The sequence below is a fragment of the Shewanella donghaensis genome, from assembly GCF_007567505.1.
Classification (GTDB): domain Bacteria; phylum Pseudomonadota; class Gammaproteobacteria; order Enterobacterales; family Shewanellaceae; genus Shewanella; species Shewanella donghaensis.
In genome coordinates this window covers 3,729,176-3,750,671 of record NZ_CP041783.1, presented here as the reverse complement: position 1 = coordinate 3,750,671, position 21,496 = coordinate 3,729,176, and the positions used below count along the sequence as shown (strand labels likewise).

Genomic DNA, 21,496 nt, shown 5'->3' with positions numbered 1-21,496 from the left:
TTGCTGATGCTACTAAAAAAAATAATCCACGCACTGCCTTTATCTATTGCTTCACTATTTTTGGTTACTGCCTGTAATGGCTCTTCTGATGATAATGATACAGGTAGTGGAGGCGAAGGTAGCTACAGCATTAGTTTAAGCTATCAAACTGTTGTTAATGGCCAATGTGCCGAAGCCACAGACCAATTAAGCTTTGGTGTTTCAGAAAGCTTTTGCGCGGTAGCTCAGCTTAAGCAAGGCAACAGTAATGTTAATGGTGCAATTGTTAGTTTCGTGCCCGATTTTGGCCAAGTGAGTGCCGATAGCACGCTAACAAACAGCAGTGGTGTCGCCAGTGTATTGATCAATACTATCGATAATACTGTCGGTGCTGGCACCTTGATAGTCTCACATACCCCAACAGATACAGACCTTGAAAGTGTTTCTGCGTCACGTAACTATGAATTTATCGATTCTGGCACGATTCCAACCCCTGAAACAATCAGTCTTAATGCCAGTATTACCCAAGCAGGGCAAGCTGTTACTCGTTTTAAAATAGACCAGGCAGTGTTACTGACAGCCGTTGTTTTAGATGGCACTAACCAACCTTTAGCAAATCAATTAATCACCTTTCAAGCTGGTAACGCCAGTTTATCGCCAGACAGTGCCCTAACGACTGCTGATGGGATCGCTACAGTAAGTTACACCGCAACCACTAGCGAACTAGGTGCTTATAATTTAATTGCTAGCACCGATTATGATGGCACGACTATTTCAGGTAACAGCGCTTATGAAGTGCTGGCTGGTGATGACATCATTCCTGAAGGTACGGTTAAGTTTGGTTACATTGCTGACCCCGACACATTCATTGAAGATAAACTAGGTTCAACCTTAACCGCTATTGATGGTACCTACACGATTGGCGCAGGTGCAAGTTTTGGTATTTATGCCGATGTGATTATTGAAGCGACAGATGGTACATTCGAACCATTAACTACACCTGTGAGCGTAGCGTTTACTTCTGACTGTGTGGTTAATTCAAATGCGAGTCTTGATACCCCTGTTACCACCACAGCAGGTAGAGCCAATTCAACCTTCCAAGATACAAGCTGTAGTGGTAATAGTATTCGTGGCGAACAAATTATCGCGACTGCCGTTATCGGTAATGATACTTACAACGCCACATTCGATTTTTCTTTAGAACGCCAAACACTGGGCAGCCTTGGTTTTGTCTCAGCAGATCCAACTCAAATCAGAATTAAAGGTGCTGGCGGTACGGGTTCAACCGAAACCTCACTGGTTACTTTCTTAGTAAGCAGCGCCAATGGCCAACCTGCTGCACAACAAGAAGTGACATTTGGATTAGATACCATTATCGGCGGCTTAAGCTTTGCTAATGGTGAGACTACTGCAGATGCAACCAGTAATGCCAACGGGTTCGTCAGCGTTACGGTACAATCTGGCACAGTGCCAACACCGGTAAGAGTTGTGGCCTCGGCGGAAGATGCTGATTCGGGTATCATCATTACCACCCAATCAGAGCAGTTAACGGTTAACACCGGTCTACCTCAACACTTAGGCTTTAGTCTTTCTCCTTCTTTATTAAATCCAGAAGCGGGGAGTGTTAATGGTGTTGAAGTGACGATGACAACTTATGCATCTGATAGCTTTGGTAATCCAGCTCCAGATGACACCACCATTAACTTTACTGCAGAAGGTGGTCAAATTCAGCCATCATGTTTAACAGTAAATGGTAGTTGTTCAGTGGTGTGGACTTCAACTGACCCACGTCCAATCGATCATCGCGTAACGGTATTAGCCTACGCTTTAGGTCATGAGACCTTTTTTGATACCAACGGTAATAATATCTATGATGATGCCGATGGCGGTGCAATTATTGATGCATGCTTAAGCAAGACTGGTAATCCAATTGCCTGTACGGGCAATGGTATGGATATTGAAACCTACCATCAAGGTGGTTTTAGCGATTTAGGTGATGCATTTAGAGATGATGATGAAGTCGGTTCTTATGTATCTGGTAAACCTTTTTTCAATGCGTTAGGTAATGGCAGTTATTCTGGCCCTGATGGCAAATTCAATGGCCCTCAATGTGAAGGTAATTTGTGCGGTGAAGACCAAGCAAATAAAACCTATATAAGAGCTGCAACGGTACTGACCCTTTCTGGTTCAGCAGCAACAATAATCACCACCGATACTGACCGCACAGCTTTCACTGAACTAACAGTATCGCCAGAAAGCATGATTCAAGTTTTAGTGGAGCTTTATGACAGTGCAAGGCAAGTGATGCCAAATGGTTCGACATTAACGGTTACCGCAATAAATGGTGATATCGCTTTCAATGGCTATACTGTCCCGAACTCAACTTGTTATAGCTTCTCAGCGTCTGATCCAACACATTCATGTGACCAAGTCGCGACTCAGTTTAGCTATACAGCGCCAGATGCCACTGGAACTGACCTAATAACTTTAACTGTAACAACACCTCGAGGGCTTAAAACAGAGCACTCAGTTGGGGTTACGATTCAATAGCATAAAATAATCTCCAATAAAAAGGCCTGCTATTGCAGGCCTTTTTCACTTTTGATATTTCGACCTACTCAGGTATACTCGCATGCGAAGAAGACAGGGTTCGTTTTCTATAACGGTTTAAGTATCTAACTTAAATCAATAAATCGCGTAAAAGGATATTTAAATGCGTACTACCTCTATTTTCGCTACAATTGCTGGCTCAATTTTATTAACAGCTTGCGCTGCAAAACCCCCTATTGTTGCACAAGAAAAAACTGTCGAATTTGACGGTCAAACTCTTATTTTCGCTGGTACTTTCGATACAGAAAAAAATAAACTTCAGCTTTCAGTTAATGGTGATCCATTAATGAAAGGAAGCTTCCCTCCATATACGCCAACTCAAAACTTAAAAAGTAAGTACCGCGACTTAAAAATTGAAGGGAAGTGTTACTTTGGTTCAGTACTTGGAGATCAAGGCGGAGCATTTGGTGCTATTGCAGGGATTATTCAATCAACTAAATCGAGTACAGGCGATAAGTGCGAAATGTTCGTCAATAATCAACCGATGGAAAACCTATACTTTTAGATCGTCCAACTCAACTCTTCTAATATGATGCTAATAATAAAATTATTTATATAAGAAAAGTTATTTAAGCTAAAACCGTTATAACGAACCCTGACACTTTTAGTTTATAAAATAGTTCTTTCCGCACTAATTTGGTGCAAAAAAGACTTTTATGAGAGACATTCTGTCACATAAATAGAGATTATCCAGCAACCACCTCAGCTACCACAGGTAATTATCAGTTGGCCTAACCTTTGCTAATCTAGTATTTACTTTCAAATATAGGATCAGTAATGCTCCCTCTACATACCTCGTTACGAGGTTTGCGTTGTTTTTGTGTTGCAGCCGAATGCCTAAGCTTTAAAGAAACTGCACAAAGATTATTTCTCACTCCTTCAGCAGTAAGCCATCAAATTAAACAGCTAGAAGAGAACCTTCAACAGCAGCTATTTATTCGTCAAACTCGCTCAATAGCTTTGACAGAAACGGGGATGCGCTTTTATCAACAAGTGACCCCTTTGATGCTGCAATTAACTGAAACAGTGAATAATTTCAATACAGCTCATACAATGCATGAAGTCAGTATTTCAATGCCTGAATTTTTTGCTAGTGAACTCTTTGTTCCGCAGCTAGTAGGTTGGTCTACCCAATACCCCAATATAAACCTAAAATTAGAAACGGTTAAAACCCGCAGTAAGCAAACTGCAAACACTGATTTATCAATCATTCTCTCTGGAAGTCGTCAAAACCCTCAACAGGCTAACGATTTATTTCCGCTCAATTATATCCCTGCTTGCAGTCAACAATTACACCAACACTTAAAACCAAAAGGTTTTCATGCCTTGCTTGAAACTCCACTTATTATCCATCAAGCAAGACCTTACGCTTGGCACCAATGGGCAGATAGTGTGGGAATTGATGAATTCAAACCAAAACAAATCATCCAACTTGATAGTATGTTCAGCGTTGCAAGAGCAGCGGAGCAAGGCTTGGGCATCGCCTTAATCCCCCTTCCTATCAGTCAATCATGGTTTGATAAACATCAATTATTCCCATTATTTGAGCAGACATTAAATAGTCATGACCGCTATTTCCTCATTAATAATAGCGACACAGTCAAACCGGAGGTGCAATTATTGATTGATTGGGTTGTGGCGAAGTTTAAGCTTACAGCAGCAAGCTTTAGCCCCCAGACTTTGTAAATAGGTACTCAAATTATCGATAGGTGAATAATTCTCACTTATCGATATGATTTTTCTCGTTTGTCAGCATTAACTGTTTTTCCTAAATTAGCACTGTAGCAACGAGCTACTACCTATAAAGGAATATAAAATGAAAAAATTAACACTCTCTACTATCGCAACAGCGGGTCTACTATTAGCAAGCTCATCAGTGATGGTGATGGCGAATGCAATTGAAACAAGCTCATATAAAATGGTACTGATTGAAGACACACCAGGCGTCGACGCTATTCAATCGGGTGATATAGATGAAGGCATTGCATTAACAAAAGCAGCGGCAACATCAGTGATTGATCAATATACTCGCAACCTTAACCTTTGCGTTGGTTATACAAAACTATCAAAGTTTGATATTGCTGAGGAGGCTTGCACTGAAGCGGTAGAAATGGCTGATAGAGCTGATAAGTTACCTTCTATGCAAATGCGTGCTTATGCATACAATAACCGTGGTGTGATGAAGCTACTTGCAAAAGATAATGTTGGCGCATTAGCTGACTTTAAAAAAGCAGCAAAGGCCACTCATGAGCCTATTTATAAACATAACCTCTCCCGTTTAGTCGCTGAATTAAATAACACAGAAACAGGAACCTTATAATTTGGAGGATCCCCAACAGCGACAGCAAAGCTTACTAATTAAGCCATTCTATAGACACAAAAATAGGTATATATCACTAGAAATATACCTATTTTTATTTAACAATTACGATATAGACTTAAATGCAATCAATACATTGTTATGTATCACTAAACAGCCTGCGTTTTACCCCAATATAAGCCAACAAACTAAACAGTAAAAAGAGTCCCCACATCTGCAGCCATAATGGCAGAACAGCTTCCCAGGATGCGCCCATTTGATTTAACTGCAACATACCCATAATGGCAGGTACTGCAGGAATAACTTGCGCTGCTTGCACTAAGGGCTCAGGTATTAACGCGACTGGCCACACAAAACCTGAAACAAATAAAATTGGCATCGAAACTAATAATAATACCTGAGTGGGTAAATCTCGTCTGACAAATAAACAGCTTAATGCTACCCCGCAAGCCGCGGTAGATAATATAAATGGCACCATAAACAGTAATACTTGGCCTAAGGTTGCTTGCACACTAACGTTATAGAAGTAGTAGCAGTAGCCCAAATAAAAACATGAAAAAAAGCTATAAATTAAACTGAAAACGGCTATTCGTGCGGTGATCAACGCCAGTGGCGATACCTGCTGCCAATAGCCCTGTTTACGCCATTGGCCTGCCCCTAAAATACTGGCACCGATCAATAGGGTTTGATGCAAGATGAGTAAAAATAATCCCGGTACGACATAAGGGGTGTAACCTAAACTGGGATTAAATGCCGGTACACTATTCAAATTGACTGAATTAAGATCTTTTTGTATTTGCTGTGGGTTTTCACCCCGCGCCAGTAAACCTATCATTTGCACTTGTTTACTGGCATCCATACCTGCTGCCACTAACCCTTCTGCCACAGCAGAATAAATTAAGAAGTAACTGGCATCGCCTCCGTAACTTAAGGTAGCCCCTTTACCCAGCAGTAGGTTACGCCTAAAGCCTTCTGGAATAACCAATAAACCAAAGGCATCTCCGTTAGAAATCCACTGCTGTGCTTCATTAATGCTGGCCACTTGGCTAACGATTTTTATTTTTGAGCTAGCATCGGCATGACGCACTAACTGTCTGCTCAATGAAGAGTTATCATGATCTACCACGACAATTTTTTGCTCGGTAGGGACTTGATGCAAATAAGGCAGAGGGTATAACACCGAATAAAATAACAAACCGCCAAACACCGTCAGTACAATATCTTTATCACTTAACAGCGCTTTAAAGTCAGCGACAAAAAGTTGCAACCAATTCATCGAGCCTCCTGCTGTTGACTTGCTACAGTTAACGGTTTTGAAGACTTAACAGACGCTTGTTTTTGAAGAATAATTTTTACCAATAGCCAGGAAATAGGCAGTAGCACTAAAAAATATAAAAAAGAGCTAGATTGCAGTAATACCTGCCCTGCCTCTGCGCCATAGCTGACCACAATCACATGGGTATCCATATAATGGCTTGAAGGCATCAACAATCGCCACCACTGCGCCAGTTGCGGCATATCATTAACCGGAAATGTAATCCCCATAAAGGCAAATGCTGGCGCAAACATCGCTGACCCCATACTGACACTGCCAGCAGGCTCTCGCATAATCACCACCACTAATATGACTAATAACCACAAGGCTGCTAGCATCATAACCTGAGTCAGCACCAACAAACCTAAGCTGCCAGCAATGGGTAATCCTAAATAGCCATATAACCAAGCTAAAATAAAACCGCCATGGAGCAACATGATTGGCGTATAGAGCATGACTTTAGTGGCCACTAATTGCCAAAAATTATCAGGCAATAAACATTTTACTTCACCTTTGAGCAAACTGGCATTTAAAGCGTTAACGAACACCATCATCGATAATAACTGCAGCAATGCAATTAATACTGGCGGCACTAAAAAACCGACGTAGTTATTATTTCGATTAAATAAGGCCGTTGTTTGACTGGTCACAGGGGATAAATTTACTGCGACAGATGCTTTATTGGCACCGCCTAAAAGTTGTTTTAACCCCGCTACTTCCATTAACCCAGAGCCAAGACTTAATTGTAATTGACTCGATAACAACTTACCGACTAATAAGAACTGGCTGTTATAACGAATATCAATGGTAGGACTACTACCGGTTAATAAGCCATGCTTAAACTGATGGGGGTACACAACCAGCGCATAGACCTCTGCAGTGCTCATGGCTTCTTGAGCCAGTGCCAGATTAGGATAAGTTTTGGGGCTGATAACGGAGTTAGCACTGAGGTTGCGAGTCAATGTTCGTGTCAGTTGACTGTTATCTAAATCAACCACTGCTACGGGTAATTGTCGTGGTAAACCTGCACTAAATAACCACCATAAACACAACATGCTGATGATGGGAATGTAAGTCACCAAGGCTAATTGCCAAGGTGAGTTCCATAGTGTCTTGAATTCTTTCTGTAATAGAGCTCCCATGAGCGCCTCTAGCCTCTACAGGCTTGTAAATGCTGAGATTAATCTAATGTCAGTAAGACTGACATTCCCACTCTAAGATCATCAATGTCTTCATTAGGGCGCAGCTCGACTTGAAAAGTACGCATATCAAAATCATGGCCACTTTCGGTCGATCTCCAGGTAGCAAAACTGCCCATCACACTGATGTGCGCCACAGTAAAATCAGTCGTCAGTTTCAGTGCAGGAATAGTCAGTGAAACCACATCGTTCACTTTAAAATCAGCCAATTGGTCTTCACGTAATTGCAATACTGCCCAAGCATCAGACATATCAATTAAACTGACCACAGGAAAGCCACTTGGGGCTAACTCGCCAGCTTGCAGTAACACTTCACTGACTTCGGCCACTTTAGGTGAACGCATTTGGCTATCCGCTAAAATGGCGCTCACTTCATTAACCGCTCCTTCAGCCATACGAGCATTACCCGCTGCTGCCGCTTTGGTTTCAGTGCGTGCACCTTCTGCAGCCATTTCATACATGGCTAACGCTGCTTGTTGAGTGTACTTAGCAGCTTGCCATTGAGTAAAAGCTTCATCACGTTTTTGTCTGGCGACCACTCCTTCTTCAAATAGATTCTCGACCCGTTGATAAGTGGTCTCCATTAAATCTGTTGCAGCTTTAGCTTTTAACCATTGCTCTTTAGAGGCGGTAATTTGTTGCTGCCTTGCACCATTGTCAGCTTCTAACTGCATAGCTTGGGCGGCATCTCTGCCACCTTCCGCTTGCATTAATTTGGCCGCTAGCTCTGGACTGTTAATGGCAAATAATAAGTCGCCAACAGCCACTTGATCGCCCCGACGAACCATAACTTGTTCAACTCTGCCAGGCACTTTAGATGAGATGTTATATTCTCTCGCTTCTATTTGCCCCTGCAACACACTTGGCTTAGGCTCAAATGCGAGCATCAAACCATTAGCTAATATTCCAACCAGAAAAATAATAGCGATAATTGCAATTATCTTATTAGCCCGCATGTTGATTCTCCTGTATTTGAGTTCGACCGATAAATTCTTCTAACTGGCCACTTATAGCCATTAATCGCGCATAAGCTTGTACATAACGATACTGAGCCCCGAGCTGCTTTGTTTTAACAGCACTGAGTTTAAGTTCAGCATCCACACGATCAATTGATGTTGATAAACCTTGATTAAAGGCAAGCTCACGTAATCTGAGGTTCTCGGTCGCTAAAGCGAGCGAGGTGTTTAAAGCGCGTACTTCTTCATCTGCTTGCTGTAATTGACGGAAGCTTTGATCCACCAGCAAACTCAAATCTTGTTGGGTTTGCGCTTTAGTATATTTAGCTTGTAGTAAGGCACTTTGCGCCGCTTCTACTTTGCCACTGCGACCATCACGACTAAACAGTGGCACATTAACGCCCACGCCAACCATCCAGTCTGGTTCAATCTGCGAAAACAAGCTGTCATCTTCATAGAGGGTGTAATTACCATATAAAAACACAGTCGGATGATACTTACCTTTTTCAAGCTGAATTAGCCCATTAGCTTGCGCCTCTTTGGCTTCAAGCAATTTAAGTGCAGGATGTTGAGTCATGGTTAATTGACTCAAACGAGGTAATGATGGCTCATAAGCTAAAGAAAATAATCCCGACGTAGGATTTACGTCAGTTAGCTGCAACATTCTAGACAAAGCAATTTTTGCCATTTCATGTTGGCGCTTAGAACTACCTAAATCGACCTTGGCATTTTCTAATGCCACTTGCGCATTTAAGCGTTCGACCTTAGCTATTTGTCCTTGTTTTTCGAGTTTTTCTGCATGAGATGCATGTTCAAATAATGAATTTACTAACTGTTGATTGGTTTGAACTAAAGTATTAGTCACCGCTACCGCAAAGTAGCGATCAACTAATTGAGTAAATAACTCACGAGTAACTAAAGAATATTGATGCTTTTTCTCTTCCACATGAGCAGCATGAATTCCCTGCGCTGCAGTAATTTGACCACCAGTATAAATAGGCCACATTGCTTGCAAGCTGGCACGAAAAATATCTTGTTCTGTAAACGGGGTGACAAACATTGAGCCTGGAATAGCAGCAAGCGCTTCACCTAAAGCTGGCGGTAATGCACCAGGGCTTATTGATGCTAACGGGTTAAGGTCTCGTAAATCAAGCTCAATGGGCTTTTCGAGACGGGTATAGCTACCTGCAAGGTTAAGTGATGGCAAGCTTAAATCCTCACCTGCACGATGTTCCGCTTCAGCGCGATTTAGCTCTTGAGACTGAGCCTTTAACTTGTCGCTGACAGTTAATAACTGTTGCCATGCTTGATTAAAGGGAATGGGCTCAGCTTGCACTGGCAAGATGAGTATTGACCCCACGCCCATCGATAACGTCATCAAAGAACATTGAATCTTACGCCTAACAACTGCCAAATAATGCATCACACCACCCTTTATAGAGTTTTTACTCTAGACCAATCGCGGATTATAACCATTTTTACTTTTTACATCTACAACAGCGAGTTAAGCTATCTTTATTCGAGCCATTTTTAGTTTGGATCGGGATATGGCTCTCAAAAAAGGTACTATAACAGCACCTTTAATTTCTCTTAACTTTTTACCACTGCTCTTGCGCTGTATCGCCAACGGTTAAGCTGTGCCACCAACGGTTAAACTGTCTAGCTTCAGAGTCGGTTGTCCAACGCCTACAGGAACACTTTGACCGTCTTTACCACACACACCAACACCTTTATCTAAAGCAAGATCATTACCGACCATAGAGATTTGGTTCATGGCTTCAGGGCCATTACCAATAAGCGTAGCCCCTTTAATAGCTTCGGTCACTTCACCATTCTCAATTAAATAGGCTTCTGAAGCGGAGAAGACGAATTTACCTGATGTGATATCAACTTGACCGCCACCAAAGTTAGGCGCATAGATACCTTTTTTGACCGACTTAATCATTTCTTCAGGGGTCGAATTACCAGCTTCCATATAGGTATTTGTCATACGTGGCATTGGCAGGTGAGCATAAGACTCACGACGTCCGTTACCGGTTGTCGGTTCACCCATCAATCGAGCATTCAGCTTATCCTGCATGTAGCCTTTTAATATGCCGTTTTCGATAAGAGTTGTCTTTTGAGTCGGCACACCTTCATCATCAATACTTAATGAACCACGACGATTCAACATGGTGCCATCATCTACAACGGTAACTAATTCAGACGCCACTTGCTGACCGACTTTACCACTAAATGCACTGCTGCCTTTACGGTTAAAGTCACCTTCTAAACCATGACCTACTGCTTCATGCAGTAATACGCCAGGCCAGCCATTACCTAACACTACAGGCATTTCACCAGCTGGGGCATCAATGGCATTCACGTTAACTTGCGCTTGGCGCACTGCTTCACGGGCAAAATCAAAACAAACAGGTAAACCAGCATCATCTGTTTCCATAAATACACTGTAATCGTGACGTCCACCGCCACCTGCGCTACCGCGTTCACGTTTACCCTGGTCTTCTAAAATAACACTACAATTAAAACGCACTAACGGTCTAATATCAGCAGCTAAAGTACCATCGCTGGCTGCGACTATTATTTCTTCATGTACACCAGATAAGCTGACTACCACTTGGATAATACGTCTATCTAAACTGCGAATATAAGCATCAGTTTGCTTGAGTAAATTAATTTTAGGGGCTTCTTCCATTGAAGCAATTGGATCGTCACTGCTATAAAGGCTATGGGTATTATGACGCTTAAAAGCATGCACTTTATGCTCTTGACCTGCCAATGCAATACCACGCGCTGCTTCCGCTGCTGAACGTAAAGCCGCTGGCGTTATTTCATCTGCGTAAGCAAAACCTGTTTTCTCACCCGTAATGGCTCGTACGCCAACACCGCGCTCAATATGAAAGCTACCTTCTTTGATAATGCCATCTTCAAGCGCCCAAGTTTCATGGCGACTACCTTGAAAATATAAGTCTGAAAAATCGATATTATGCTGGTGAATAATCTTCAGATAATCTTGAAGTCCATCCAGGGTTAGCGCACCTTGTAATAAACTTTTTTCTACTTGAGCTAAAAATGGCATTAATTCTCTCTTTAAGCCTCTTGGCTTGTATTTGGATTCTTGTCTTTCACCACAAACGAATTTGCAGCGTGTTTAGCTAGTCTTTAATATAGCAGTGAGCCACAAGCAATGAGCAAAGACCCTCAACTCTAACTACCGCTGTTTAAACTAGGGGTAATAAAGCGATTATGCTTTACCACTGGAATTTGTTGTCTAATTTTTGCTAATTCACCTAAATCGATACGGCTTTGTACCCAGCCTAGGCCAGATTTTTTCTCTGCGATTATGCGGCCCCATGGGTCAACAATCATACTTTGCCCCCAGGTTTCGCGGCCACCGTGGTTGTGTTGTCCCCATTGATCTGCCGCTAAAAGATAACACTGAGTTTCAATTGCTCTTGCTTGAATCAACGTCTGCCAATGTGCCTCACCTGTGACCTTGGTAAAAGCGGATGGCAATGCGATTAACTCAGCCCCTGCGAGCCTTAATGCCCTAAATAAATCAGCAAAACGAATATCATAGCAAATGGCCAATCCTATCTTGCCAAATGGCGTATCGATGACAGTAATACGGTCTCCAGGACAGAATGTATCACTTTCTCGATAGGATTTAGTATCGTCGGCCACTTCCACATCAAATAAGTGTAACTTATCATAACTGCCTAAGGTATTGCCTTGGTCATCGAATAAGTAACTGCGGCTATATACTCTGCCTGCATCAGCAGAGATAGGGATAGTCCCTGCAACCATATAAACTTGGTAGCGTTTTGCTAGTGCAGCTAATTGCTGTTTTAATTCACTCTCTTCATCTGAACTAGCCACAGCAAGTTGTTGATCTTCATGACCACCAAATAACAGGCTGCACTCAGGTAGCACCACGAGTTGTGGTTCATTGATTTTTCTAGGTAACTGGCTAAGCTGCGAGTCGATAAATGCAAGATTGGCTTCGACTTCTCTGCTGCTTTGACATTGCAATAAGCTGATTTGCATCTGCGCCTCCTTGGCTGACTCTTTGACGGTGCTTTATGAAAGATAGCGTATTTGGTAAAGCTTCACTTATTGGCTCTGCCACAGCCTTAGATTCTGACTCAGATTCTAACTCTGTAGGTGTGCTATGAAGTGGCTCATTAGCGGCCTTATTGTTATCATCCACTGCGGCTGCAACTTCGACATTGTTACTTTGACCATCACTGACGACTTGCTCTGTTTTTATTTGAGTTTTTGCTAGAGCTTCTGATTGAGTCTCTGTTTCAACACCAGGTTGTGTCGTATTTTGAGTCAATGGCAAACCCACAGGTATGGCATTAGGATCCGCGGCAGGCTTTCTAGGCAAGATTGATTCTGGGATTTCAATTTCTTTACTTTTTCGCTCAAGCTCTTCTAGCTGTGGATCGTTCATGGTGCCACCTAAACGAAAACGAATTTCTGAAATAATCTCAATCACAGGCTCTAGTACTTTGGTAAGTGCAAATGCACCTAAACCTAATGTCCATGCGCTGGTACTGAGTAGTACCACAGTAGGAACACTCGATGCCAGTTGCGGTATAAAGCGAATATCATAATTTAAACTTTGGGTGGTTAAGTCGGTATAACCACGTACTTTCATATTACCGGCAATAGCATCCATTTCAGTATCTGTTGTTTTTACCACGCCATTATCAATATCTAGCGAGCCATTAAATGAATCAAAATGTAAGCCCTTACCAAACACATCAGAGAAATCTAAAGATAACTTCCGCACAATAGAATCTAAACTGAATAGCGAGAATATACGCGCTCCTTTATCGCTAATTTCTGATAAATACCCTTTACCTAAATCAAAACGTAATTTGCCATTTAAGGTTTCCAGTGAAAAACCATAAGGTGTACCTTCCCATGAGAACTCACCTACCATATCCAGTGGCGCATCTTTTAATCCAGGGTTAATACCTAAGGTTTCAGATAATGCATCAAATTTACTGGCCTTTAACTTAACATCAAATTTAGTCAGGTTTTTGCCGTCGGTATAGGTCCAGTCACCAGTAGCCTGCAAACTAACAACTGGCCGTGTTAATGTCAGCGTTTGGAAACGATAACCACCATCATATGGAATACCTTGTAACACTAGATGGCCAAAATCTTTCTCATACATCCTAAAGTCATCTACATCGATGGCGAGCGGCGGTAAATTATCCAGCATATTATCCGGAGTAAATTCGGCATCTTCAGGGGCTTTAACCTCTGGTGATAAGTGCAGTTTACTCGCTACAATCTTTAACCCTTGTTCACGCCAACTAGGGTAAAAATCAATATTGCCATCAAACTGCTCTGAGGTAACATCAAAGCGCCATACATGCTCTAGTGGTTTGGCTGAGAATGCTAACTGATTAAACTTTTGCGCTAAAATATCTAACTGTCCAATTTTGGCATCGATTAACGATAACGGAGGAAAAAAGTTCACCGTTTGAGGTGGTGCTAGATTTTCAATCGTGCTGGGTACAATTGGACTAGTATCATTTTCCATTTGTTCAGGAATGGCAGCGGTATTTACCACCTCTGAAATTGTGGAGCTTTGTGTAGCAAAAATGCCAGCCATTTCCTGTTCCGTTTTTGCCAGCTCTGTGACTGCTCCGGTAGACGGAGCAATACTTGAAGTAGCTGTATCAGTAAAATGACTAATGATTGGTAACCATTGAGTTAACTCCGCATGGGGTAAGTCAATCGTAATATGCCCTTGATTTTTAGCCAATGTATCGCCGAGTTTAAAATGGCGACCTAAAAGCAGATCATAGTGGGCTAAATTACTGCCGCCCTCTTCAGTAAAGCCGCCCCAAAACTCAGCATCTTTACCCAGTTTAAGTCCTAGTGATGATTGTTTATTATCACCAATAAGTTCAGCACTTAATCGAGTTGATTTACTCGCCACTTTTGTAAAAGGAGCAGGTAAGGATAGTTCTGTACCAATGAGATCTGAATTGAGTTGTACTTGAAGACGATAACCAATAGGGTCAAAAATCATGGTAACTGCGCCGTCCCAATCCATTTGACCTGAGTAATAGTCAGATAAAGGGTTATCGATGGTTTCGGGAAGATTGTCTAAGTTCCACAATCCTTTTAGACCCACGCTTAATGCTAAGTCACCGGTATTGGTTTGATCGGTACCAAAGTTAAATGTTAGCGGTTGTTCAAACAATTTGGCGTTGATTTTTTGCCCGTTGACTTGAGCATTGGTAAATTTCACAGTGCCATTAACGTCCGTTAAATCTAACCCTGGTGAGGTGATATAAACCTGGTTATTACTGAAGTGGATGAGGCCTTTATTATCCGCTTTACCATCATCATATAAAGGAATCGTTAAATCTAAATCACTGACGATATCACCAGATATTTGCACTACATCTAGGGTTGTTCCTACGGACTCTTGTAACGGAGAATTGTCGATGACTGCTTTAGCTGCAACTGCATCAGCTGCAACTTTCGCTTCGATGCGTAAGGTGGTTTTATCGCCCATATAGGGAATATACACATGGGCACCCGCGGCATCGACATCAAGTAACTTACCTTGATTGACAATGATATCCATTGCTGCATTTTCAAATAGCGCATATAAGCTTAGATCATCTACTGTCGGCCAATCCGGCTGAAATTCAAATGCTCCATTGTTAAGATTAAATCCGGCTTGAAAAATACCTGAACTGTCTTGATATGGGAATTTGGCAAGTTCACCATGCCATACAATTTGAGCATCTGGAATATTGCCTTTCAATATGGATTGGTTGAGGTATGTGACCAAGCTATCGCTCATGGTATCGAGTGGAAAATAGCGGCCAGCATCAGCGGCATTGGTTATCGCCACATTGGCGTTTAGCGCAAGGTGAGCGTTAGAAAGCATATCCAGCTTCATTGAAGCTTCTAGACTGATATCGTCATTGTGGAAGTGAACTTTAGGCAAGATCAATAGGGATTTATTGAGGTTATACTGCAATTGAAAAGCATCACCGGTTAATTTTAGTGGCGCTTCAAAACTGTCTTGAAAATCTAAATCGTAGGCTTGAGTAGGCAACTCTGCATTAAGTATCCCATTGGCCCAAGATACCTTTGCATCAATAGCTTTACTGCCAGGTATATTATCTACTGCTTGCCACTGTAATTGCTTAACGTCAGTTTTAAGTAATAGCGGTTTACCTGCTTCTTTCAACAATTGTAAAGGACCTATAATCCCTTGTGGATTAAGCTTACGCCATTGATCAATTCCTTTGACACCGACGCTAGGAATGAGCGGTAATAATGGGGTCATCATTTCCGGTGCGATTTGATTCATGCTGACAGATAAATCGCTGTAGTTTGTTTTTAAAGAGAAGTTAAGCTCAGGCCAAGGGCTGCCATTAGTCGAAAAGTCCAACTGATGACTATTTATTATCCAACCATTCTCACTGGGTTCCCACGTGAGTGCGCCCCCCTCAATAGCAAATCGCTGTGCCTTATTCGAACTATCCCATTGCAGCCAGCTAGGTTCAAACATCATCAAGCCAGTATTAATGGTACGGTGCTCAAGCCCTAGCCAAGCTTTTAAATTTACCACACCTTCAAATTCAATATTATCAAGTTTGAATTCTTCAGCATGCTGCCTTGAAGCCCACTCTCCAAGATCTAACGATTCTGCGGATAAATAGATTTGTCCGACGAGATCATCAGGCTGGTAGCCATCGCCTTCTAAATCAATTCTTAAGGCTAATAACTCTTGCGCTGAAGCGGCTTCATCTAAATGAATGAAGCCTTTAGCACGATGCATCTCGTCCATATTATGCCAAGCTAAATTGCTAACATAAATAGGCCTATAATCATGATGTTGGCTCAAAAGTTGAAGCGTTGCATCGCTAATTGAAAACGTTTCCAGTTGCTCTAAAAGCAACACATATAACCAATCCATGTCTGCATTGGTCTTGGTTGAGGGACTAGTAGATGACAGTTCGTCCATGTTGAGTGCTACATGTAATCCATCAAATTTCACCGTTTCAATCTGCGGTGTAAAACTTAATAATGTCTGCCAGAAATCTAACTTTAAATGAACTTTATTAGCAATAATTGTGACGGGTAAATTTTGCTGTGGAGGCACAACAATATTACTGACCGTGAGTGCAGGGCCAAACGCTTGCCACTCGGCAGAGAGTTTGCCCACTTGCACTTCTATTTGATATTGGTCACGCAGGTAATCGACAACTTCGTTACGAACTTCAGGTAAGTGCGGGAGTAAACCACGGATAAGGCTAACCGCTAGCGCAAATAGTACTAAGACTATGGCTACTGATTGAAAGCATATTCGGAAAGCCGTTAATGTTTTACTCTTGGGCACTACACCATCACCACGTCATATTTGTTTTGGGTATATAAAGTCTCATTTTGCAGTCGTACACGTTTACCAATATAGACCTCTAACTCAGCAAGTAAGTGGCCTTCTTCGTTACTTAAACTCTTATAAACCGCAGGCGAGCAATATAATAAAAACTCATCGGCTTCATAAGCACGATTCAATCTAATAATTTCTCTAAATACTTCATATGAAACCGTTTCAACGGTTTTCATTGAACCCGTGCCTTGGCAAGCTGGACATTCACCACACACTACGTGCTCAAGACTTTCTCGCGTCCGTTTACGGGTCATTTCCACTAGGCCTAAACCCGAAAATCCACTCACGCTGGTTTTAACTCTATCGTTTGCTAATGCATTGTTGAGACTGTCTAACACACGCTTCTTATGTTCTTCATTCATCATGTCGATAAAATCAATAATGATAATGCCGCCAAGATTACGTAAACGTAGTTGCCTCGCAATAGCTTGAGTCGCTTCAAGGTTAGTATTAAAGATGGTTTCGGCTAAATTACGATGCCCAACAAATGCGCCGGTATTGATATCGACAGTGGTCATTGCTTCAGTTTGATCAATAATTAAATAACCACCTGACTTCAACTCGACCTTTCTGCCTAATGCACGCTGAATTTCGTTCTCAACATCATAGAGTTCAAAAATCGGCGCGGGACCTGAGTAATGTGCAAGTTTCTCTGCGATTTCAGGCATAAACTCTTGTGCAAAACCTTGTAGTTCAGCAAACGTACGGCGGGAATCCACTTGAATATGATCAAGCTCAGTACCCACAAAGTCACGAATAATCCGCACTTGTAAAGCAAGGTCTTGGTAAAGCAAGGTGGTGCCTTTACGTTTACGACGTTCACTGACCTTTTTCCAAACTCGACGTAAAAATGCTGCATCTTGGGCTAATTCATCACCACCTACACCCTCTGCTGCGGTGCGAATAATGAAGCCACCATCTTCATCTACATAAGGTTCTGTAATCGATTTTAGGCGAGAACGTTCAGTTTCTTCTTCGATACGTTGCGATACGCCCACATGACTCGAGCCAGGCATAAACACTAAATAACGAGATGGGAGGGTGATATCGGTGGTTAAACGTGCGCCTTTGGTTCCAAGAGGGTCTTTAACCACTTGCACCATAATGTCCTGACCTTGTCTAACAAGTTCAGCAATATCACGAACAACGAAGTTGCCTTTTTCAACATCGGCAACACATTCAGTATGGGGAACAATGTCTGAAGCATGCAAAAAAGCCGCTTTATCAAGGCCGATATCAACAAAGGCAGCCTGCATTCCTGGCAGAACTCGGCTAATTTTACCTTTGTAAATATTACCCACTAAACCACGTTTCATGCGTCGTTCAATGTGAACTTCTTGCAATACGCCATGCTCAACAAGCGCAACTCTCGCTTCAGTTGGGGTGACATTAATCAGTAATTCTGAGCCTTTTTTACGCTGAGATTTTGTTTGCATAAGCCACCTGTTTAACGTCTTAATGTAACGATAATGATTGTCGAGTCATCTTACTTATGACCGTGTCCGTTACATGTAACGCAGAAATTTTTTAACGCTATTCGATAAGATTCATTTCATTGATTAATTCACGGGTCTCAACTAGCGGCAACCCGACTACAGCAGAATAACTGCCTTTAATTGATGCAACAAAACAGCCACCTAATCCCTGAATACCATAAGCTCCAGCTTTATCCATAGGTTCTTGTGTGTCGATATATGCTTGTATTGTTTGAGTGTTCAACGAACAAAACGTCACCGCAGTAATACATAATCTAGTTAACGTGGTTTTGCCATTAGTGACTGCTACAGCCGTCATGACGTTATGAGTGTGACCTGATAGCGCTGTTAACATCGTTAGCGCATCTTGCTTGTCAGTCGGTTTCCCTAATATCTGATCACCTAAGACGACAATGGTATCTGAGCCCAATACTTTAGCATTTGGAATATCACTACATAGTCCAAAGCCAGTCGCCGCTTTTTCCTTTGCTAGTCGAACAACAAAGTCAGCTGCGCTTTCACCGGTGATATGTGACTCATCAATATCCGGTGATACCTGTTCAAAAGAAAAATTTGCATCAGAAAAGCCAGCTTGCGCCAGTAACTCTTTACGACGTGGTGAAGTTGAAGCGAGAACCCAACTCATAATTAGCGAACCTTATAACGTCTACGGATATTTCTAAGCACCCAGAAAAACCACCACCACATAAAAATACTGGATATTGCGGGCAAAAACATCGACCAGTTGAATTGAACACCATTAATGACAAACTCAACCCAATAAATAATAAAATGATACAAACACACAAACAGCGCCACTAATATAGACTGCTGCCAGCGCGTAAAGTTGCGTAACCGCTGCGATTGAATCACGATAAGATAAATAACAATAGAAAATGCTAACGACCGCACACCCAAAGTGGCGCCAAGTAACACATCAAGTAACACACCAATAACCCAGGCCGTTAATACGCTATAACGGTGCGGCAATGCCATTGCCCAGTAAATCATTACCATTAATAACCAATCAGGACGCCAAGCTTCAACAATTGCTGGTAGCGGCATGATTTGAAACATCATCCCAATAAATATCGTAATCAAAACCACAATGCGGCCATTGGCGATATGCGCACTCATTGGCTTACCTCAGCATCAATTTCGGTATCTATTTCGGTATCTGAGTCAGCCGAATCGGCTTCATTAAGGTTTTCAATGTCAGTTGGAATAACAGCTTTAATCAGCGAATCTAGCTCTGATTCAGACTCTTCATCTGGCCAGATAAGTAGCACGTAACGAATACGGTCTAATGCCGCTAAAGGTTGCGCTGAAATAACAGAATAGCTTTGACCTGCATCGCGTGAGATCTGCATAACCCGAGCTACGGGATAACCTTCAGGAAAGCGATTACCTAAGCCTGATGTCACCAATAAGTCACCCACATTCACATCGGTACTTTTGGCAACATGGCGTAGTTCAATTTCATCAATATCGCCGGTACCTTGTGCCATAGCTCGAACATCATTTCGAGTGATACGTACAGGAATACCATGAGTTGGGTCAGTCACTAATAACACACGACTAGTCAATTCACTGACCTCAACGACTTGACCGACAACGCCTTTAGCATCGACCACTGATTGGCCGACAAAAACACCGGTTCTCGCACCATGGTTCAAAACCACATAATGTCTGAAAGGATCACTGGCGACTTCCATCACTTCAGCAACCACTTTTCGCGAGTCCATATGCACTGGTGAGCCTAACAATGCTCTGAGACGTTCATTCTCTTGGCGTAAATGTTCAAAACGCTGCAAACGCTCAGACATCAGCAATTGCTGTCTCATTAATTCTTTATTTTGCAATGCCAACATATTACGCGTCGAAATTGAATCCGCTGACCAGTCGAGTAACACTCCTGGTACATTGGCTAAATATTGTAATGGGCTTAAAACAGAAGAAATGGACTGTCGAATAGGATCAAGGCGATCATTAGAGATAAGTAAGACCACCGACAAAAAAATTGCCAGTGTTAGTCTAAATTGTTGCGATATACCACGAACAAAAATTGGTTTCATAATTAGTAGGCGGTAATAATCTGCACATCAATGTCAGAATATATACCGCCATAGGTTCGCTCTTTAGTTCTCTTCAGAGAATAAGTCGCCACCGTGCATGTCGATCATTTCAAGCGCTTTACCGCCGCCACGAGCAACACAGGTTAACGGATCATCAGCAACCATCACTGGGATACCCGTTTCTTGCATTAATAAGCGATCAAGATCCCGCAGTAATGCACCACCACCAGTTAATACCATGCCACGCTCTGAAATATCAGAAGCTAGCTCTGGTGGAGATTGCTCAAGGGCAACCATTACCGCACTCACAATACCTGATAAAGGCTCTTGCAGTGCTTCTAAAATTTCGTTGCTATTAAGTGTAAAGCTTCTTGGTACACCTTCAGCAAGGTTACGACCACGGACTTCAATCTCAAGGACTTCATCACCAGGGTAAGCAGTACCAATAGTGTGCTTAATACGCTCTGCGGTTGCTTCACCAATTAAGCTGCCGTAGTTGCGGCGAACATAGTTAATGATTGCATCATCAAATTTATCACCACCAATACGAACCGATGAAGAATAAACCACACCGTTGAGTGAGATAATCGCAACTTCAGTAGTACCACCACCGATATCAACAACCATTGAACCGGTTGCTTCAGATACGGGTAAACCAGCACCAATTGCAGCAGCCATTGGCTCTTCAATTAAATAAACTTCGCGAGCACCAGCACCCATGGCTGATTCACGAATAGCACGACGTTCAACTTGTGTTGCGCCAACTGGCACACAAACAAGAACACGTGGGCTTGGACGGAAAAAGCTATTGTTATGCACTTGCTTAATGAAGTGCTGTAGCATTTTTTCAGTCACGTAGAAATCTGCAATCACACCATCTTTCATTGGGCGAATCGCTTGAATATTACCAGGAGTACGACCTAGCATTTGCTTAGCATCTGTACCTACAGCAGCCACTGATTTTTGTCCGCTACTGCCACGCTCGCCACGAATAGCCACAACTGATGGTTCGTTTAACACGATACCTTCGTCACGAACGTAAATTAATGTATTTGCCGTACCTAAATCGATCGATAGGTCGTTTGAAAAAACGCCACGCAGCTTCTTGAACATGTACCTAGCCT

At 42.2% G+C, this 21,496-nt stretch carries 16 protein-coding genes; 4 read left to right on the top strand and 12 right to left on the bottom strand.

Features of this window, described 5'->3' with window-relative positions:
* The first annotated feature begins 6 nt into the window (after window positions 1-6).
* The 4 genes from FPK91_RS16140 (at window position 7) to FPK91_RS16125 (ending at window position 4,909) form a co-directional block, all read left to right on the top strand.
* Window positions 7-2,529, top strand: a complete 2,523-nt coding sequence (locus tag FPK91_RS16140) for an Ig-like domain-containing protein (protein ID WP_144212357.1) — start codon at window positions 7-9, stop codon at window positions 2,527-2,529.
* A gap of 163 nt (window positions 2,530-2,692) precedes the next feature.
* Window positions 2,693-3,094 carry a hypothetical protein gene (locus tag FPK91_RS16135; RefSeq protein ID WP_144212355.1) on the top strand — a complete coding sequence of 134 codons (402 nt, stop codon included), beginning with the start codon at window positions 2,693-2,695 and terminating at the stop codon, window positions 3,092-3,094.
* A 272-nt stretch (window positions 3,095-3,366) separates the two neighbouring features.
* Window positions 3,367-4,275, top strand: coding sequence for a LysR family transcriptional regulator (locus tag FPK91_RS16130; RefSeq protein WP_144212353.1), 909 nt, complete (start codon window positions 3,367-3,369; stop codon window positions 4,273-4,275).
* A 130-nt stretch (window positions 4,276-4,405) separates the two neighbouring features.
* Window positions 4,406-4,909 (top strand): hypothetical protein, encoded by a 504-nt coding sequence (locus FPK91_RS16125; protein WP_144212351.1) that lies wholly within the window; start codon window positions 4,406-4,408, stop codon window positions 4,907-4,909.
* 139 nt (window positions 4,910-5,048) lie between these two features.
* Here the strand turns inward: FPK91_RS16125 and FPK91_RS16120 are convergent, their stop codons facing one another.
* From FPK91_RS16120 to FPK91_RS16065, 12 genes are all read right to left on the bottom strand, one after another.
* On the bottom strand, window positions 5,049-6,185 hold the full coding sequence (locus FPK91_RS16120) for an ABC transporter permease (protein ID WP_144212349.1): 1,137 nt from the start codon (window positions 6,183-6,185) through the stop codon (window positions 5,049-5,051).
* Window positions 6,182-7,366, bottom strand: coding sequence for an ABC transporter permease (locus FPK91_RS16115; protein WP_144212347.1), 1,185 nt, complete (start codon window positions 7,364-7,366; stop codon window positions 6,182-6,184). Before FPK91_RS16115 ends, FPK91_RS16120 begins: the two co-directional genes overlap by 4 nt.
* Before the next feature lie 38 nt (window positions 7,367-7,404).
* Entirely contained in the window at window positions 7,405-8,379 is a 975-nt protein-coding gene (locus FPK91_RS16110) for an HlyD family secretion protein (RefSeq protein ID WP_144212345.1), read from the bottom strand.
* Window positions 8,369-9,745 carry a TolC family protein gene (locus tag FPK91_RS16105; RefSeq protein ID WP_405127367.1) on the bottom strand — a complete coding sequence of 459 codons (1,377 nt, stop codon included), beginning with the start codon at window positions 9,743-9,745 and terminating at the stop codon, window positions 8,369-8,371. Before FPK91_RS16105 ends, FPK91_RS16110 begins: the two co-directional genes overlap by 11 nt.
* 264 nt (window positions 9,746-10,009) lie before the next feature.
* Complete coding sequence (gene tldD, locus FPK91_RS16100; RefSeq protein WP_144212343.1) at window positions 10,010-11,458, bottom strand: metalloprotease TldD; 1,449 nt, start codon at window positions 11,456-11,458, stop codon at window positions 10,010-10,012.
* A gap of 128 nt (window positions 11,459-11,586) precedes the next feature.
* Window positions 11,587-12,426, bottom strand: coding sequence for a carbon-nitrogen hydrolase family protein (locus FPK91_RS16095; protein ID WP_144212341.1), 840 nt, complete (start codon window positions 12,424-12,426; stop codon window positions 11,587-11,589).
* Window positions 12,350-16,768, bottom strand: coding sequence for a YhdP family protein (locus tag FPK91_RS16090; protein ID WP_144212339.1), 4,419 nt, complete (start codon window positions 16,766-16,768; stop codon window positions 12,350-12,352). Before FPK91_RS16090 ends, FPK91_RS16095 begins: the two co-directional genes overlap by 77 nt.
* Window positions 16,768-18,258: a ribonuclease G gene (gene rng / locus FPK91_RS16085; RefSeq protein ID WP_144212336.1), complete on the bottom strand. Its 1,491-nt coding sequence runs from the start codon at window positions 18,256-18,258 to the stop codon at window positions 16,768-16,770. The genes FPK91_RS16090 and rng overlap by 1 nt, the downstream gene beginning before the upstream one ends.
* Window positions 18,259-18,355: 97 nt before the next feature.
* The gene (locus FPK91_RS16080; protein ID WP_168926928.1) at window positions 18,356-18,943 is read right to left on the bottom strand and encodes a Maf family protein; all 588 of its coding nucleotides are present in this window, start codon (window positions 18,941-18,943) and stop codon (window positions 18,356-18,358) included.
* A gap of 2 nt (window positions 18,944-18,945) precedes the next feature.
* Window positions 18,946-19,434 carry a rod shape-determining protein MreD gene (gene mreD, locus FPK91_RS16075; RefSeq protein WP_144212332.1) on the bottom strand — a complete coding sequence of 163 codons (489 nt, stop codon included), beginning with the start codon at window positions 19,432-19,434 and terminating at the stop codon, window positions 18,946-18,948.
* Entirely contained in the window at window positions 19,431-20,372 is a 942-nt protein-coding gene (gene mreC, locus FPK91_RS16070) for a rod shape-determining protein MreC (RefSeq protein ID WP_144212330.1), read from the bottom strand. Before mreC ends, mreD begins: the two co-directional genes overlap by 4 nt.
* A 63-nt stretch (window positions 20,373-20,435) precedes the next feature.
* Window positions 20,436-21,485 (bottom strand): rod shape-determining protein, encoded by a 1,050-nt coding sequence (locus tag FPK91_RS16065; RefSeq protein WP_055022908.1) that lies wholly within the window; start codon window positions 21,483-21,485, stop codon window positions 20,436-20,438.
* Window positions 21,486-21,496 lie beyond the last annotated feature (11 nt).